Annotated in this window: 19 protein-coding genes and 1 tRNA gene; 12 read left to right on the top strand and 8 right to left on the bottom strand. The window is 57.4% G+C overall.

The genetic code is table 11. The features are described from left to right. The first annotated feature begins 191 nt into the window (after window positions 1-191). The 6 genes from K5E37_RS08790 (at window position 192) to K5E37_RS08815 (ending at window position 4,892) form a co-directional block, all read left to right on the top strand. Window positions 192-860 carry a DsbA family protein gene (locus K5E37_RS08790; protein ID WP_007952625.1) on the top strand — a complete coding sequence of 223 codons (669 nt, stop codon included), beginning with the start codon at window positions 192-194 and terminating at the stop codon, window positions 858-860. Window positions 861-1,159: 299 nt separating this feature from the next. Further along, a complete protein-coding gene (locus K5E37_RS08795; RefSeq protein ID WP_085608634.1) occupies window positions 1,160-2,446 on the top strand; it encodes an OprD family porin in 1,287 nt (428 codons plus the stop codon). 233 nt (window positions 2,447-2,679) lie between these two features. Next, entirely contained in the window at window positions 2,680-3,426 is a 747-nt protein-coding gene (locus K5E37_RS08800; RefSeq protein WP_085608635.1) for a 2OG-Fe dioxygenase family protein, read from the top strand. 79 nt (window positions 3,427-3,505) lie between these two features. Next, window positions 3,506-3,883: a GNAT family N-acetyltransferase gene (locus K5E37_RS08805; protein ID WP_007952618.1), complete on the top strand. Its 378-nt coding sequence runs from the start codon at window positions 3,506-3,508 to the stop codon at window positions 3,881-3,883. Beyond that, a complete protein-coding gene (locus K5E37_RS08810) occupies window positions 3,880-4,596 on the top strand; it encodes an AzlC family ABC transporter permease (RefSeq protein WP_085608636.1) in 717 nt (238 codons plus the stop codon). Before K5E37_RS08805 ends, K5E37_RS08810 begins: the two co-directional genes overlap by 4 nt. Next, window positions 4,575-4,892, top strand: coding sequence for an AzlD domain-containing protein (locus tag K5E37_RS08815; protein ID WP_007952614.1), 318 nt, complete (start codon window positions 4,575-4,577; stop codon window positions 4,890-4,892). The genes K5E37_RS08810 and K5E37_RS08815 overlap by 22 nt, the downstream gene beginning before the upstream one ends. On the opposite strand, the gene K5E37_RS08820 is transcribed toward K5E37_RS08815, so the two are convergent. Next, window positions 4,809-5,735: a LysR family transcriptional regulator gene (locus K5E37_RS08820; RefSeq protein WP_085608637.1), complete on the bottom strand. Its 927-nt coding sequence runs from the start codon at window positions 5,733-5,735 to the stop codon at window positions 4,809-4,811. The genes K5E37_RS08815 and K5E37_RS08820 overlap by 84 nt on opposite strands. A gap of 687 nt (window positions 5,736-6,422) precedes the next feature. On the opposite strand from K5E37_RS08820, the gene K5E37_RS08825 reads away from it, so the two are divergent. Genes K5E37_RS08825 through K5E37_RS08835 form a run of 3 tightly spaced genes read left to right on the top strand, consistent with a single transcriptional unit; the run spans window position 6,423 to window position 8,026 of the window. Then, window positions 6,423-6,641: a 4-oxalocrotonate tautomerase family protein gene (locus K5E37_RS08825; protein WP_007952610.1), complete on the top strand. Its 219-nt coding sequence runs from the start codon at window positions 6,423-6,425 to the stop codon at window positions 6,639-6,641. Further along, the gene (locus K5E37_RS08830) at window positions 6,638-7,282 is read left to right on the top strand and encodes a DsbA family oxidoreductase (RefSeq protein WP_221533614.1); all 645 of its coding nucleotides are present in this window, start codon (window positions 6,638-6,640) and stop codon (window positions 7,280-7,282) included. Before K5E37_RS08825 ends, K5E37_RS08830 begins: the two co-directional genes overlap by 4 nt. A gap of 33 nt (window positions 7,283-7,315) precedes the next feature. Then, entirely contained in the window at window positions 7,316-8,026 is a 711-nt protein-coding gene (locus K5E37_RS08835; protein WP_085608639.1) for an SDR family NAD(P)-dependent oxidoreductase, read from the top strand. Between the two features lie 58 nt (window positions 8,027-8,084). Here the strand turns inward: K5E37_RS08835 and K5E37_RS08840 are convergent, their stop codons facing one another. Next, window positions 8,085-8,351: a DUF3077 domain-containing protein gene (locus K5E37_RS08840; protein ID WP_221533615.1), complete on the bottom strand. Its 267-nt coding sequence runs from the start codon at window positions 8,349-8,351 to the stop codon at window positions 8,085-8,087. 495 nt (window positions 8,352-8,846) lie between these two features. On the opposite strand from K5E37_RS08840, the gene K5E37_RS08845 reads away from it, so the two are divergent. Next, on the top strand, window positions 8,847-9,272 hold the full coding sequence (locus tag K5E37_RS08845) for a type II toxin-antitoxin system HicB family antitoxin (RefSeq protein WP_221533616.1): 426 nt from the start codon (window positions 8,847-8,849) through the stop codon (window positions 9,270-9,272). A gap of 315 nt (window positions 9,273-9,587) precedes the next feature. On the opposite strand, the gene K5E37_RS08850 is transcribed toward K5E37_RS08845, so the two are convergent. Further along, complete coding sequence (locus tag K5E37_RS08850) at window positions 9,588-10,445, bottom strand: DUF5677 domain-containing protein (RefSeq protein WP_221533617.1); 858 nt, start codon at window positions 10,443-10,445, stop codon at window positions 9,588-9,590. 338 nt (window positions 10,446-10,783) lie between these two features. On the opposite strand from K5E37_RS08850, the gene K5E37_RS08855 reads away from it, so the two are divergent. Both K5E37_RS08855 and K5E37_RS08860 read left to right on the top strand, forming a co-directional pair. Beyond that, a complete protein-coding gene (locus K5E37_RS08855; protein WP_007952604.1) occupies window positions 10,784-11,101 on the top strand; it encodes a hypothetical protein in 318 nt (105 codons plus the stop codon). After that, entirely contained in the window at window positions 11,091-11,375 is a 285-nt protein-coding gene (locus tag K5E37_RS08860; protein ID WP_007952602.1) for a DNA-binding transcriptional regulator, read from the top strand. The genes K5E37_RS08855 and K5E37_RS08860 overlap by 11 nt, the downstream gene beginning before the upstream one ends. A 120-nt stretch (window positions 11,376-11,495) precedes the next feature. Here K5E37_RS08860 and K5E37_RS08865 read toward each other — a convergent pair. The 5 genes from K5E37_RS08865 to K5E37_RS08885 all read right to left on the bottom strand — a co-directional run bounded on the left by K5E37_RS08865 (window position 11,496) and on the right by K5E37_RS08885 (window position 15,405). Further along, window positions 11,496-11,571: transfer RNA gene (locus tag K5E37_RS08865), tRNA-Thr, on the bottom strand. A 76-nt stretch (window positions 11,572-11,647) separates the two neighbouring features. Further along, window positions 11,648-12,463 (bottom strand): FkbM family methyltransferase, encoded by an 816-nt coding sequence (locus K5E37_RS08870; RefSeq protein WP_221533618.1) that lies wholly within the window; start codon window positions 12,461-12,463, stop codon window positions 11,648-11,650. A gap of 344 nt (window positions 12,464-12,807) precedes the next feature. Further along, complete coding sequence (locus K5E37_RS08875) at window positions 12,808-14,043, bottom strand: methyltransferase (protein WP_221533619.1); 1,236 nt, start codon at window positions 14,041-14,043, stop codon at window positions 12,808-12,810. Then, a complete protein-coding gene (locus K5E37_RS08880; RefSeq protein WP_221533620.1) occupies window positions 14,024-14,713 on the bottom strand; it encodes an ABC transporter permease in 690 nt (229 codons plus the stop codon). The genes K5E37_RS08875 and K5E37_RS08880 overlap by 20 nt, the downstream gene beginning before the upstream one ends. After that, the gene (locus K5E37_RS08885; protein ID WP_221533621.1) at window positions 14,710-15,405 is read right to left on the bottom strand and encodes an ABC transporter permease; all 696 of its coding nucleotides are present in this window, start codon (window positions 15,403-15,405) and stop codon (window positions 14,710-14,712) included. The genes K5E37_RS08880 and K5E37_RS08885 overlap by 4 nt, the downstream gene beginning before the upstream one ends. Between the last annotated feature and the right edge of the window lie 34 nt (window positions 15,406-15,439).

Here is a 15,439-nt window from a genome sequence, read left to right on the forward strand (position 1 = left end):
TCCGTTAATTATTCCTGAAAGGTTCCGTGGTTTGATTGTGTCAATTTATTTCAGATTTGTATCGGAGCGGACAACGAGTGCATTTGACCGATTGCCGAAACAGACTGAAAGCCATTCCGGCGTTTTTCCGCAACGACCGAGGGACTAATGTGCCGACATCATTTTTCCCACCTTCAGACCGGAGCTTTCCGATGACTCTTCATTACATCTACGACCCGCTGTGCGGCTGGTGCTATGGCGCCAAACCACTGGTGCAAGCCGCACAGCAAGTGCTGCCGGTGATCGCCCACGCAGGCGGCATGATGACCGGTGCCAACCGCCAGAACGTTTCACCGCAACTGCGCAATTACGTAATGCCGCATGATCGGCGCATTGCCGAATACACCGGTCAGCCATTCGGCGACGCCTACTTCGAAGGATTGTTGCGCGATCATTCGGCGGTGTTTGATTCGGCACCACCGATTGCTGCTGTGATGGCAGCGGAAAAAATCGACGGTCGTGGCCTGGAACTACTTGGCCGTTTGCAGACTGCGCACTATGTCGAAGGGCGGCGAATCGCCGACGAAAGTGTGCTGTTGGAATGTGCGGTGGAGTTGGGCTACAACGCCGATATTTTCTTGAACACCGTGCAGTCCGTCGACACCGAACAACATATAAAGAACAGCCGCGCCCTGTTGGCAAAAGTTGGTGGGCAGGGTTTTCCAACTTTTGCACTGGAACAGGACGGTCAGTTCACACTGGTTGATATCGGGCCGTGGCTGGGCAAGTCCGAAGCCTTCGCTCAATGGCTGAGCGAGTCGTTTACACCCGCGCCAGGGACTGAAACCCTGCAGGTCTGTGGCCTCGATGGTTGCGCGTAATCCCGCATCAAAATCCCTGACTGCGAGCAATTCCGTGCACGAAGCCATCGCAAAATTTACTTTTTTTAGACGTTTTTCGCCTATTTAAAGACGATTCTTGAAATTGACACATTGTTGAGGGCGCGGCTACGATTCGGCTCAACGCCTGTGGCTAACCGCCATGACTCAAAATTAGGAGCAGGCCCGCCATGACATTGTCTTGAGCGGGTCTTTTTGTTTCGGGGTGAATAAAAGAGTGCAATAAGCGCCGTTTCAGCCGTTCGACACAGCGCGTTTCAACCCGTAATAAGGAAAACAAAATGTTGAACAAGCGAATCAGTCTGATCGCACTGGGGATGTTGAGTGCCACTTCGGCCATGGCTAACGACCAGGCCGAGTCCAAGGGTTTTGTTGAAGACAGCAGCCTCAAAGTGCTGCTGCGCAATGCCTACATCAATCGTGACTACAAAGACGGTAACGACGATAAAGCCGAGTGGGGCCAAGCGGCTATCGGTACGTTCTCGTCCGGTTTCACCCAAGGCACCGTCGGTGTAGGTGTGGACGCGTTCGGTCTGTACGCGCTGCGTCTGGACGGCGGCAAGGGCCGCAGCGGCGCTGGCGGTATCGACTTCTTCAAACAGGGTGACAGCGGCAACGCGGCTGACGACCTGTCCAAGGGCGGCGCAGCGGTCAAATTCCGTCTGTCCAACACCGTACTGACCTACGGCGACCAGATGCCGGCCCTGCCGGTGCTGAACTACGACAACTCGCGTCTGCTGCCGGAAAGCTACACCGGTACCTTGATCACTTCCAAAGAGATCAAAGGCCTGGAACTGAATGCCGGTCGTTTCACCGCTGAATCGCGTAAAAGCGCTGAAGGCCGTGACAGCGGTGGTCTGAAGTCGATCAACGTGTTGGGCGGTAGCTACCAGTTCACCGAACAGTTCAAGGCAGCGCTGTACGCTTCCGACGTCGAAGACGTGCTGAAGAAGCAATACGTGAACGCCAACTACGTGTTCCCGATCGACAAGGATCAGTCCCTGACCCTGGACTTCAACGGCTACCGCACCAAGCTGGACAACTCCTACGTCCGCGAAAACGGTGTGACCGGCGACGACAACAAGATCTGGAGCCTGGCAGCGACCTTCGCCACCGGCCCGCACTCGTTCACCGTGGCGCACCAGCGCTCCACCGGCGACAGCAACCTGGGTTACGCCTACGGCGGTTACCAGAAAGGTCAGGGTCGCGTGGGTGACGGTGGCAACACCATCTACCTGGCCAACTCCTACTGGTCCGACTTCAACGCTGAAGACGAGCGCAGCTGGCAGTTGGGCTACGGCCTGGACTTCAGCGCATTCGGCGTACCGGGTCTGAGCTACAACTTCGCGTACGTGCGTGGTGACAACATCACCACGTCCACCAGCGAAGGCGGCACCGAGCGCGAGATCTTCAACCAGTTCAAGTACGTCGTGCAAAGTGGCCCGGCCAAAGACTTGAGCATCAAGCTGCGTAGCTCGATCCTGCGTGTTTCGCAGAAATCCAGCGAATACAACGTCAGCGGCAACGAACTGCGTGTGTTCGTGGACTACCCGATCAACATCTTCTGATGATCGGTTGAACCCGCGAAACGCGACAGAAAAACCCCGACTTGTTCGGGGTTTTTTTTTGACGCTTTTTGAAAAAACAGCATAAAAACCCGTGTTTTTGTCATTTGAAATGCACTTTCAAGCCGTTTCAAATCGCGTTTCAAACAGGGCTTTAAATGCCTGAAATTCTTTCTCATGGACGCAAATTCTCCACCTAATAGATTAGGCCGCTCAATGCAGCGGAGAATTTGGTAATGATCGTTTTAACCAGAGAAGTGGGCGAATCGCTACGGCGCGACAAGTACGCCAATGTGCAGGGTGCTGACTTCAATCTCTACGGTCATTTCGCCGACTTCGTCAGACTGACCAAAAGTTGGGAAAACATGGAGCCTGACAGTTACTACGGTCAGGCCGAAGCCGGCATGCGTTACCGTCGTTACAGCGACTTTGAGTACAACCCCAAGACTCGCGAACTGAAGCAACTGGAACATCGCGCGTACGTGCAATCCAAGGCCAACAACAGCTATGTGGGCGGCGTGGTACGGCACTTCCAGGACTTCTCGGACGAAGTCATCAGCTCGCCGGTGATGCGCAGCCTGATCGACACCGATTTCGAAGTGTACAAAAGCGTGTTGCCGGAAGAGCTGCACGATGAAATCTGGCAGTGCCAGATCCATCAGATCCGCATCGAGATCAAACCCGGCAAACAACTGGAAATCACCCCGGAAGGGATTCACTGCGACGGTTATCCGTTCAGCGGCGTGCACTTCTGGGGCCGCAACAATGTCGAGGGTGCCGAGAGTCGTTTGTACGACATCCACGAGCATCAACTGGCCTCGACCACCTACCAGGAAATCCTCGACACCACCTACTTCCTCGACCGCGACATGCGCCACTACGTGACACCGGCGCGCAACACCCATACCCATGCCATGGCGTACCGGCAGATCCTGGCAATTTCTTTCTCGCGGCCCGGGACCGCTTTCGACATTGTTCGCTAATCAGATTGCCCAAATCGACGGCGTCGAATGCTCGACGCCGGTGGTGCTGCGGCGCGCGACGGCCAAGGACGCGCAGCGCATGGAGCGTTTCTTCCGCCAGTTCGACGAAGTGTCGTTCTGCGAATGGCAGGACGCCAAATGCCTGCGCGGCGTGCTGATCCAGAAAACCACCACGGCGTATCTGGCCTTCGATGTTGAAGGCGAAATCGTCGGCGCGGTGCTGGGCGGCATGCTGGGCAGTCGCGGCACGATCAATCATCTGGCGGTCAGCCTGCGCTATCGCAGCCAGGGCGTCGGCCAGCGGTTGGTGGAAGCGGCGTCGGCTGACATGAAACGGGTCGGTGTGCTGCGGATGTTTCTGTTCGTCGACGATGCTAACCTCGCGGGCAAGCGTTTCTGGACGGCCCAGGGTTTTTGCGAACCTCACGGCGAGCGAACATTTGAGAGGGATCTATGAATGAAACATCCGGCAGTGCGCCGCTGATGGTCGACCGTCAGCCGTCGCGCACCTTTGCCGAAGCCAGCCCGGTGGTGGCCGGTTACTTCACCGTGTCGTTCGTGTTCGGGCTGATGGCGGTCAACGCGGGGCTGCCGCTGTGGCTGCCGGTGGCCATGTGTCTGTTCGTGTATGCCGGGGCTTCGCAATTTGCGGCGCTGGCGCTGATCAGCAGCGGGGCGTCGCTGACCACCATTGTGCTGACCACGTTTCTGATCAACGCGCGGCACATGCTGATGTCGGTCTACATGGCGAAGGCCCTGCGGGCGCTGGGTCTGAGCCGCATGGAGCGCTGGTGTTACGCCGGCGGGCTGACCGACGAATCGTTCGCCTTCCACAGCGTCAAACTGGGCACTGGTGCGCCGGTGAACATTCGATATCTGATCGGCTTCAACCTGTTCTGCCACACCTCTTGGGTGATCGGCGGATTGCTCGGCGCTCTGTGCGCGCAGTACGCGTCGCACCTGATCAAATACCAGCTCGATTACGCGCTGACCGCGATGATGCTCTACGTGCTGGTCTCGCTGTGCAACACCCGCAACAAACTCATCGCCGCTCTGGCCGCAGTCGTCTGCATGGGCGCACTGAGTCTGGTGGGCAGCTCGCCATTCAACGTTTTCATCGCCACGTTTGTGGGCTGCGGAGTGGGTGTATGCCTGACCAAACGTTCCTGATTCTGGTGGTCGCGCTGATGATGGCCGTGACCTTCCTGCCACGGGCCTTGCCGCTGCAGGTCAACACCGAGCACTGGCCGCCCTTCGTCGCCCGGGCGCTGGAGTACCTGCCGGTGGCGATCGTCGCTGCGATCAGCCTGACACCCTTGTTGATCAAGGATCAGCACATACAGCTCGATCGCCCGGAATTCTATGCAGCGATTCCGACGCTGTTATGTGCGTATTTCAGCAAAAACCTCTTTCTCAGTGTGGCGGTTGGGACGGCTGCGTACATTGCGCTCGGCTCGTTCATGTAGCGGCAGATCGACCACGTCGTTCAACGCCTGGCCGGACAGATCCGGGTTGTTCACCGCCAGGCGCACTTCGAGGAAATCCTCGAACCCGGGGAAAATCGTCAGGCCGTTCTTCTGCGCGGCCTCGCGGGAGACCATGCCGACGGCGTCCATCTGGGTGATGAGCGACAGGGTCAGCGTTTCGCTGCAGGAGTAGATCGTCCGCTGACTGTTCTCGTGATTGCCCAGCCCGGCGTCGAGAAAACGCAAAAAGCTGTGGGAATACGGACAATCTTCTGCGGGACGCACCTGAAACTTGTTGCCAAGCAACGTCAGCGGATCGTTCTCCTGACCGCAGTGCGCGCCGACCACCTGCACCTGCACTTCCGGCAGGACAATGCTCGGAAGACCCGGACGCTGCGGGCCGATCAGCACCGCAAGGTCGAAGTCTTCGTTCTTCAGCTTGCTGAGGTTTTCCATCGACTCGGCGTAGCTGAATTCCATCTGGTAATCAGGAAACACCTCGATCAGGCGTCCGATCATTCGCCGGTTGAAGTCCGGCGCCAGCGTGGTGTTCAACGCCACTTTCAACGTGCGCTGTCCCGGCACCTTCAACGCTTCGACTTTCTCTTCCATCTGCCGCGTGGCAATCAGCACTCTGTCCATATAGGGCGTCAGCTCGGTGCCTTGCGGCGTCAGCGTCAGCCCCTTGTTGGATCGTCTAAACAAGCGGAAACCGAACTGCTCTTCGACCTTGTTCAACTGTGCGGCCAGGGCCTGCACAGTCAGGCACGAATGCTCGGCTGCGGCCGACAACGAGCCGGTCTGCACGATGCGCATGAGGTTGCGTAAGGTTCTGCTATCCATGGGTAATGCCCTCTGAAGTGGGCTGGGTATTGTTGTGTACGTGACGACCTGAACGGCGCCATTTGCCGGCTATATTCCTGTACCTGAGCATAGTTGTCGCGCAATTAGTAGCGAATTGATGTCCCCGCCGATGGCTGGAGGCTGACACAGGATCGGGGTTTTTGGTGACGTGGGGGTGATTGGGGTCAAAAAAAGTGCACGGTTTGGGTGCGTCTTCGGGGATTTTTCAAGGGAAACGACTGACACGAAGGGTGCCTTTTACCCGCAGTTTTTACGGACAGGTCCCAGAGATCATTGCGAATGAGCTGATATCGACTGTCAGAGTGATCGTCTCTAATAAGTCGCACTGTCTGGAAATAGGTAATTGCGATGCTGGTTAAACGAAAATCCGAACATGTGCGAAGACCCTCGCAGAAGACCGCCCGCGCCATGAGGGAAGCACTACTCCTTCGCCAGTATTTTGATTCGATTGGCTGAAGGCACAAGGAGATGCAGAAAAAGGCATTGAATCACGCTGAACTGACGCGTTCGTTTTGCTCAAATTCTGGTGTCGTTGTTACAGGCTATTCATTACACCACCTCACAAATGAAGTACCCCACCCCTACTTTTTCCCCTCCCGGCACACGCCTACATTGAGCTCCAACACCTGACCATCATCCCGAGGGCAGGTCACTGGAGTAGTCGTCATGCCATTTGTCAGCGTACGCATCACCCGCGACGGTGTTACCCGCGAGCAGAAAGCTCAGGTGATCGCCGAAATCACCGAAACCCTGGAACGCGTCCTCAACAAACGCCCGGACCTGACCCACATCGTGATCGAAGAAGTCGACACCGATAACTGGGGCTACGCCGGCATCACCACTACCGAATACCGCCGACAACTGGCGGAACGGGGCCAGTCATGACCCCGACCGTGACCATCGATTTCGTCTCCGACGTGGTGTGCCCCTGGTGCGCACTCGGGGCGACAGCGCTGGAGCAGGCGATCGGCAATCTGGCCGGCGAGGTTTCGGTGGAGCTGACCTACAAGCCCTTCGAACTCAACCCGGACATGCCCGCCGAAGGTGAACCGGCGGTGCAGCACCTGATGCGCAAATACGGCCGCACCGCCGAAGACGTCGCCGCCGGCAAGAAGATGCAGATCGAACGCGGCAAAGCCATCGGTTTCGAGTTCGACCTGGAGAAACGCACGCACTTTCACAACACCTTCGACGCTCATCGATTGCTGATGTGGGCGGCGCAGGAAGGGCGGCAGGTCGCGCTGAAAAAGATCCTGCTGCGCGCTTACTTCCGCGACGGCGACAACCCCAACGATCACCCGACGCTGATCCGTCTGGCGACCGAAGCGGGACTGGATGCGGCGAGGGCCCGCAAGGTGCTGGCCAACGACGAATTCGCCAGCGAAGTGCGGCAACTGCAGGCGTTTTACCGGCAGCACGGAATCAACTCGGTGCCCGCGCTGATCCTGAACGGTAAGCACCTGGTGTCCGGTTCGCAATCGGTCGAGTACTACGAACAAATGCTGAAACAACTGGCTACCGCCTGATTCAACACCTACTTATTGATTGAGGATTTCATCATGAGCAATTCGAAAAAAACCGTCGTTATCACCGGTGCTTCCCAAGGTCTGGGCGAAGGCATGGTCAAGGCCTTCCGTGAACTGGGCTACAACATCGTCGCCACCTCGCGCTCGATCAAACCGTCGAACGATCCGCAGATCCTGACCATCGCCGGCGACATCGGCGACCCGGCCACCGCACAGCGTGTAATCAGCGAAGGCGTGGCACGTTTCGGCCGCATCGACACCCTGGTCAACAACGCCGGCATCTTCGTCGCCAAACCGTTCACCGCCTACACACCGGAAGACTACGCCGCCGTGCTGTCAGTCAACCTCAACGGTTTCTTCTATATCACCCAACTGGCCATCGCCGAGATGGAAAAACAAGGCAAGGGCCACGTGGTCAACATCACCACCAGCCTGGTCGACCACGCCATCGACGGCGTGCCCTCGGTCCTCGCTTCGCTGACCAAGGGCGGCCTCAACGCGGCCACCAAATCCTTGGCCATCGAATACGCCAAGCGCGGAATCCGGGTGAACGCGGTATCGCCGGGCATCATCAAGACACCGATGCACGGCGAGGAAACCCACGCGGCACTGGGGGCGCTGCATCCGGTTGGGCATATGGGCGAGATCGACGATATTGCGCAGGCGGTGGTGTATCTCGATAACGCGAACTTTGTGACCGGCGAGATTCTGCATGTGGATGGCGGGCAGAGCGCTGGGCACTGATTGATGCGGTAACACAACGCCCTTGCAGAGATGCGAGGGCTTTTTTGTGCGCGACGGTTTACGGATCTGGAGTCAGCACTTTGACCGCGTCATCGACCAGCGCCTTGCTCAATTCCTGCAAATATTGCGAGGCGCAGGCGTGGAGTTCCGGGTCGTTGGCGGCAGAGGTATCCGAGGTGAGCAGTTTGGAAATATGGAGCAGATGCGAGGCGTGGGAGAGGGCGGTGACGACCGGGACGCCGGAGTTGGTGCGGAAGAGTGCGTGGTTGGACTGGAAGGAGAAATGGGTGAGGCCGAGGGTTTTCAGATTGTGGGGATGGGTCATGGCTTCACCTACCGTTTGCTGGTTGGTGGAACGGGCAGACTTTGGACGGATCGATGCTAATCATTTGTGAAACTCCCTGTACCAAATGAGCGCTGCCACTTCGTTCTCAGGCGAAAGGGTGGCAGTTATGCGCAGGCTGAGAAACCGGAGATACAGGAACCCGGCAGGCCCGAAGACCTCCCACGCACAGCCGCCATTGCACGGAAATGCAGGCACAAAAAAACGCCGGCAAACGTGGGTTGGGGCGCTGGTGCGCCTGCATCTTACGCGGGTTCTCAGGCCCGGTCGCTGAGTTGGCAGCGACGGGTTTGACGGTAGCGCAATCGTGGCCAGGTGGTGGCGAGGAGGCCGACATACTCGCATGCAACACTTATGTTGCATGGGTAACAAATATGTTGCACGGTCGCTCTACCGAAGCGGCGAGTGATGTGCGAGAGCAACATCGAATTTCGGCATGCGGTTGGACCCAGTTGTACCCCTATGAAAGGAAGCGTGATGTTCGAATATGCGTTGGAAGTTCACGAGGAGCCGAGCAGTGTATGGTTGTCCTGCGCAGAAATTCCAGAGATGCACGCCGCTGGCGACACCCTCAAGGAAGCACTCGATGGCGCGATTGATGCGATGGAAACGGCATTGTCGATTTACGTTGATGATCGCCGGTTGATTCCGACAGGTGATACGGGAGAGCAGGAAAGTGACGCGGTATTGCGTCTGCCTGCACTGACTGCCGCAAAGGTTGGGCTCTGGAATACGCTTTTGGAGTCTGGGGTAAGCAAAGCTGAACTGGCACGACGCTTGGGTGTGCAACGGCCCCAGGTAGATCGGTTAGTCGATTTCCTGCATCACTCCAAGATCGAGAATGTCGAGCGCGCGTTGCAGCAGCTTGGGCGGCGGATTTTGCTTTCGGTTGAAGCTGCTTAGGATTGGAGAAAAGCCCCCCCCCCGACAGCGATCGCTGTCGGGGGCTTTTTCATTTGACGCGGAAAACCCAAGCCCCAGAAACAACAAAGCCCCTGCATTTCTGCAGGGGCTTCGTCTTTGTATGGTGCCGGCACCAGGAATCGCCCCCGAGATCTATTGATTACGGAAAGGTGCTTTAAACAATAAAAACAATGTCTTATGTGAATTTTTGTTGCGTGCGGACACACCAAAGCCCGCATGCTTCGCGGGCTTCGGTTCGCTTGTTACGTGGGTGTTGGCCCAGACGTCGGACGAATAGGACCTTATTCGGAAAGTTCATTCACGCGGCTGGTAAAGGAAATCCATATCGTCGGCCCGAAGATTCCACTTTTCCGCGATCACGCGTGCCTCACCCGCACCATGCAAAACGTTCCTGGCAGGGGGGAATACGCCCGCATAATGATGTGCGAAGTGTCCAAGCAGCATGACGATAACCATTAGATGGCCCGATCCCAGCATGTACTGATCTTGCAAGTTGTTCGCTTGGCCGTTCTGAATTGCCCCGATGAAATCACTGTGCACATGGCCGCTCAAAAAAGGATAGATCGAGGTGAAGTAGGTTCTGTGCAAACCCGCCTCTAATGCTAAGTCGTTCCAGTTCCAGCCAACGCCCCAGTCACCCTTACGAAGGCTTTTTTGTTGGGCTTCAGTATAGTTTTGGAAGTGCGGAGAGCCTTGGATCTCAGGCCACAAAGCGACAGCATCGTCTTCGGCTGCCTGTCTGACTGTCCGAGCATCATTTGTGGTGGCAGCCATTTTGCTCCGTTTTTTCCACCCACAATACTCCCAAACATTATGTCGGAACTCTTGTAGGGATTGGTTTCCACCGCTGAGGAGCCACGTCATCACCAGATAGTTCTCAAGCGACGAACGAGTCAGAACCGCTATTGAAGAGTGGTCAATAAAGCTGCGTGATGGGATGGTTTGATTTTGAAACGGAGAGGGTTCCAGTAAGGTTCGCGCGGAACACATATGACGGAACAGCTTCTTTGCCAGATCATGCTGACTGAACATCCACCCAGGAACTTCCGCTTTCGGATCATGCTGCGTTGCCTGCGCAGTTATCATGTCTGCCATCAGTGCGATCAGAAGACCGAATTCCCTCTCAAGCTCTTCCTCTCGTTGATACGGCATCCACTGATCCCCCTCGTTTTTATTATGTTCGTTCAGTGTATCAGTCAGCCAGTCATCGCTGATCAGGCGCGCTCGCGCTTCTTTCTCGCCCGCGGTCTAGACGTGTCGTTGAGTGTGTTTCACTCAGTCTGAGGAGAAAAGGTGACAGAGAAAAGGTGACAGATCTATTTTTCGAATACTCATCCGATACTGGGGAGCTCCTGTGTATTGAACGTGGTTTTAGCAACGTGCATCGGTACACACAGGTCGTCTAAACCCTGCCCTCCCAAAGCTGCCAAACTCTTCATCAGACAAACGTGCATTGCCCATCTATACGGCAAAGCCGTATAGTTCCGCCCATGTATACCATTATCGAAACCGAAATTTTCAAGCGCTATGCTGACGGTATCTGGGCCGATGGTGAGCGGCATGAATTCATAAACTGGCTTGCCGCAAACCCGCTGGCTGGTGACGTCGTGCCGGGTAGCGGAGGCCTTCGCAAGGTTCGCTGGTCTCGTAGCGGAATGGGCAAGCGAGGTGGTACACGTGTCATTTATTACAACACGCTTTCCGAAGGCTCAATTTGGTTGCTGATTGCCTACACCAAGGCCAAATTTGACAACCTGCCCGCAGCCTTCCTTAAGCAACTGAAGGAGGAAATCAGCGATGGTCAATGAACTGGAGCAATTCCAGCAGGACTTGCTGGACTCTGTCCGCCAAATGAAGGCGGGAAAAGCAGCTCGTGTGACAGAGGTGCCACTTTCGGCGGCTGCTGAAGCGCGGGCCAAGGTGGGCGTTTCGCAAAGTGCGTTCGCCAAGTTGATCGGTGTGAGTCTGCGGACGTTGCAGGATTGGGAGCAGGGTCGCAGGCAGCCGACTGGGGCGGCACAGACATTGTTGCGTGTTGCTAGCCAGCATCCGGAAGCATTGCGGGATTTGCAGCCAGCCTGAGGTGAAATCGTCTACGGATTGTTGCGACTAGAAACTGGCAACACGGTTGCCGATGATCGGAAATGTGGACACTCCAGAAACAACAAAGCCCCTGCATTTCTGCAGGGGCTTCGTTTTGTATGGTGCCGGCACCAGGAATCGAACCCGGGACCTACTGATTACAAGTCAGTTGCTCTACCATCTGAGCTATACCGGCGTGTGGGCGACGATTATAGCGACTCGGGTGCTTCTGTAAACCCCTGAATTCAGACTATTTTTGCGCCCTCTGCGAATTACGCCCGGCGCAGGACGTTGCGCAGTTTTTGTACAGTGCGCCAGGCGCGGCTGTTTTGCATGGCGCGCAGTTCGGCTTCGGCTTGTTCGGCGCGTTGCAGGGCGGTTTCCAGTGCAGGGTTGATCGGGTGGGCGAGGTTGTGGCCTTTGCACAGCTGGAAGTTGTCGAGGTTGCACGGTGGCAGGTCGAACGCGGGTTTGAGGGCGATGTGTTCGTTGGCCAGGAAGAAGCTGTTGAGGCCGTCGAACAAGACGTTGGTGTAGCCGGCGTCGGTCACCAGGTGTTCCCAGGTGTGGTCGCGCTCCCATGGGGTTTCGATGAGGATGATCCAGGGGCGGAAGCGACTGAAGTCCATGCCGCGCAGGACGGTTTCTTCGTGGCCTTCGACGTCGATTTTCAGGAAGTGGATCGGCCGCTCGGCGGCGTGTTCTTCGCAGATCGAGGTCAGTGTGCGTGCGTTGACGGTGAGGCTTTGCACGTCCATGCCGAGGTTTTTGCGTTCTTGCGCAACGACCGGGTCAGCGGTGGACAGCCCGGTGTCGGGAATGCCGTAGAAAGTCAGTTCGCCCGGCTGGTCGCTGGCCACGCATTGCAGCGTGGTGTCGCGGGGGCGATGCTGGCGGAGTGCGTCGTAGTAGTTCTGCATCGGTTCGACGTTAATACCTTGCCAGCCGCGATCATAAAAGGCTTTGGTGACCGAATCGTGGATCGGGTCATTGGCGCCGACATCGATATAAAAGCCGTTTTCAAAATACTGCAGGGCGCGCCAAAGGCGAACGTCCTCGAAATTCTGTGCGTAAGAAATGAACGTCACGGTCGCTTCCTGTCGGTCAGATTTTTCTTGTTCGGGCGCGCGCTACCTGCACGGCGTAGGTCTGTATAGCAAGGGCGGATGGCAGGCGCAATTGCCCGTTGCCGGCGTCCGCGATTCGGCGGTTATGTCCTTTTGGTCGAGGGCTTATGCACAACAGGCTCTGAAGAGGGCGGGCTTAGGCAGGTTTTTGTGGACGGGTTCTCATTTGAGTCGCAAATCCCTGTTTTGCCGGTTTTTTATTTATGTGAACAAAAAATGACCAGTGCTGTTAATGGCCTGAAACAGCCGTGGATATTGGATCCACGATAAATCCATCAACAGAGTTATCCACAGGTCGTGAAAGATTAAACGCGTTCGGCCAGCAGCAGGAAATTGCGCGGTGTGAGCGGCGCCTCGCAGAAGGTGCCGAGACGTACGACGTATCCTTGTTCGGTGAGGAAAAGTGCCCGGTCAAGATTCAGCCAAAGCTCAAGCGGGCGTCGGAACAGTCCGCGGAGCAGTTCCAGGTTGCGAACTTCGGCCAATCGCTGCCAACCGGCGGCTTCCAGTGCTAGCCAATCTGGCGAGCCGATTGTGGATAACTCTTTCAGCGCTGCCAGGTCGCGGCAGTAATCAGCAAACGGTTTCTCCAGCCAGGCGCTGGGCAGAGAAGGCGTGGGCAGGTATTCGTCGACGCCGCGCACTTGCCGTTGCAACAGATCAAAGGCCAGTCGCCTGGCCATGGAGGTGTCACGCTGACGTCGGACGCGGGCACCGGCGGTGACGGTTTCGCTCATTGGCAGTGAAAGATCTTCCAGCGAGAGCTGTAAGTCTGATCGCGAACCTGCGGAGGACAACGCCTGATATTCAGTGCGACTGATCCGGTTATAGCAGCACGGTGAAACAGCCAATTGCCGGCAACCGGCGGCACTAGCCAGATACATCAGCCGCACATGCAGATCACCGCAAGCGTGCAGGGCAACAGGCGTGTGTTCGGCGCTCAGCAATAAAGCGGTGTTCGCCGCGAGCACATTCTGCTCCACATGCAGCGCATGCAGGTGATGACGCTGACTCAGCGCCTGACCGCTGACAACCAGCGCCGGGTCGTATTCCAGGCAGGTGAGTTGCTGATCAGCACCGAGCAGACGCCTGCCCAAATGCCCTTTTCCCGAACACCAATCCAACCAGTGCTTCGGTTGCGAGGCAAACGACAAGCGGCTGGCGAAGGCCTCGATCTGCTGCCATTTGCGTCCCGGCACATCGACATTCAGACGATGCCCGGCGGTTTCCAGCGAATGCGCAGGCAACTCACCGACCGAACTCAACTCAAGCGACAACGCCGCCAATGAAGCAAACGGCTCCGGCGCATTCAAGAGTTCGGCAGGCTGGTTATGGGCGTTTTCCGCATCTTCCAGCGACCGCCCGCGTAGCCACGAGGCCAGTTCCGGGTAGGACGCTTCCCAAGGCAGTTGCAGATGAGTGAACGGGCGGGGCTTCCACAACGCCTGATGGGCTGTGAGAAATGAATCCAGTGCCGTGAAACGGGCGAGCAGGGCCTCGCCCGTCAGCACGCCGGAAGAATCAGCGCCCTTGGCACGCATCGACGCGCAGCCAGCGTTCCAGCAGTTTGAAACCGCGAACCAGCACGTAAGCCATCACCAGATAGAACACGCCAGCCGCGAAGAAGATCTCCACCGGCAAGTAAGTGCGGGCGATGATTGTGCGCGCCATGCCGGTCAGTTCCAGCAAGGTCACGGTGCTGGCCAGGGCGCTGGCCTTGAGCATCAGGATCACTTCGTTGCTGTAGGCCGGCAGGCCGATACGCGCGGCACGCGGCAGGATGATGTAGAACAGCGCTTTCGGCCGGGACATGCCCAACGCCCGCGCCGCTTCGATCTCGCCCGGCGGAATCGCCTGAATCGCACCACGCAGGATCTCGGCGATGTATGCCGCCGTATGCAGAGTCATGGTTGCGGTGGCGCACCAGAACGGATCGCGCAGGTACGGCCACATCGAGCTGTTACGCACCGCATCGAATTGCGCCAGGCCGTAGTAGACCAGGAACAGCTGAACCAGCAACGGCGTGCCACGGAAAAAGAAGATGTAGCCGTAGGGCAAAGCGCGCACGTACCACAGCTTCGAAGAACGGGCGATGCCCAGTGGAATCGCCAGCAGCAAACCGGCGATCACGGCGATGGCCACCAGCTCCAGGGTCAGCGTCGCGCCTTGGGCCAGTTTCGGCAGCCACTTGATGATGACTTCCCAATTCATTGAGCGCTCCTCGCGAAGCCGCGTGCGGCGCGCTTTTCCAGCAGGTGCATGCCGATCATCGCCAGCACGGTCAGGCACAGGTACATGAGCGCCGCCACCATATAGAAGGTGAACGGCTGCTTGGACACGTTTACGCCGATCTGTGCGTGGCGCATGATTTCTTCCAGGCCGATGACCGACACCAGCGCGGTGTCTTTCATCAGGATCATGAACAGGTTGCCCAGGCCGGGCAGGGCGATGCGCCACATCTGCGGCATGATCAGTCGGGTGAAGATCCGCCATTTCGACAGGCCCAGGGCCACGCCGGCCTCACGGTGGCCTTTGGGAATGGCGAGGATCGCGCCACGAAACACTTCCGTGGCGTAGGCGCCGAAGCACAGGCCCAGCGCGATGACGCCGGCGGCGAAGGCGCTGAGTTCCAGTTCGGGGTTGCCGAGGAATTCACCGAGCGCGCGCATCGCGTTGACCGTACCGAAGTAGATCAACAGCACCCAGAGCAATTCCGGGACGCCACGCACCAGGGTCGAATAGGTTCCGCCAAGCCATTGCAGCGGCTTGTACGGGGACGTCTTGGCCAAGGCGCCGAGCAGACCGAGCACCAGCCCCAGGCACAGGGCCGAGAGTGCCAGTTTGACGGTCATCAGCGCGCCGGCGAAAAGCGCCGGGCCGAATCCGTAGAGGTCGATAATCATGGATTTCTTTTCAAATCGCGGCAGGCAAGGCCGG

The sequence above is a fragment of the Pseudomonas sp. RIT778 genome (assembly GCF_019718735.1).
In the GTDB taxonomy this organism is placed as follows: domain Bacteria; phylum Pseudomonadota; class Gammaproteobacteria; order Pseudomonadales; family Pseudomonadaceae; genus Aquipseudomonas; species Aquipseudomonas aphyarum.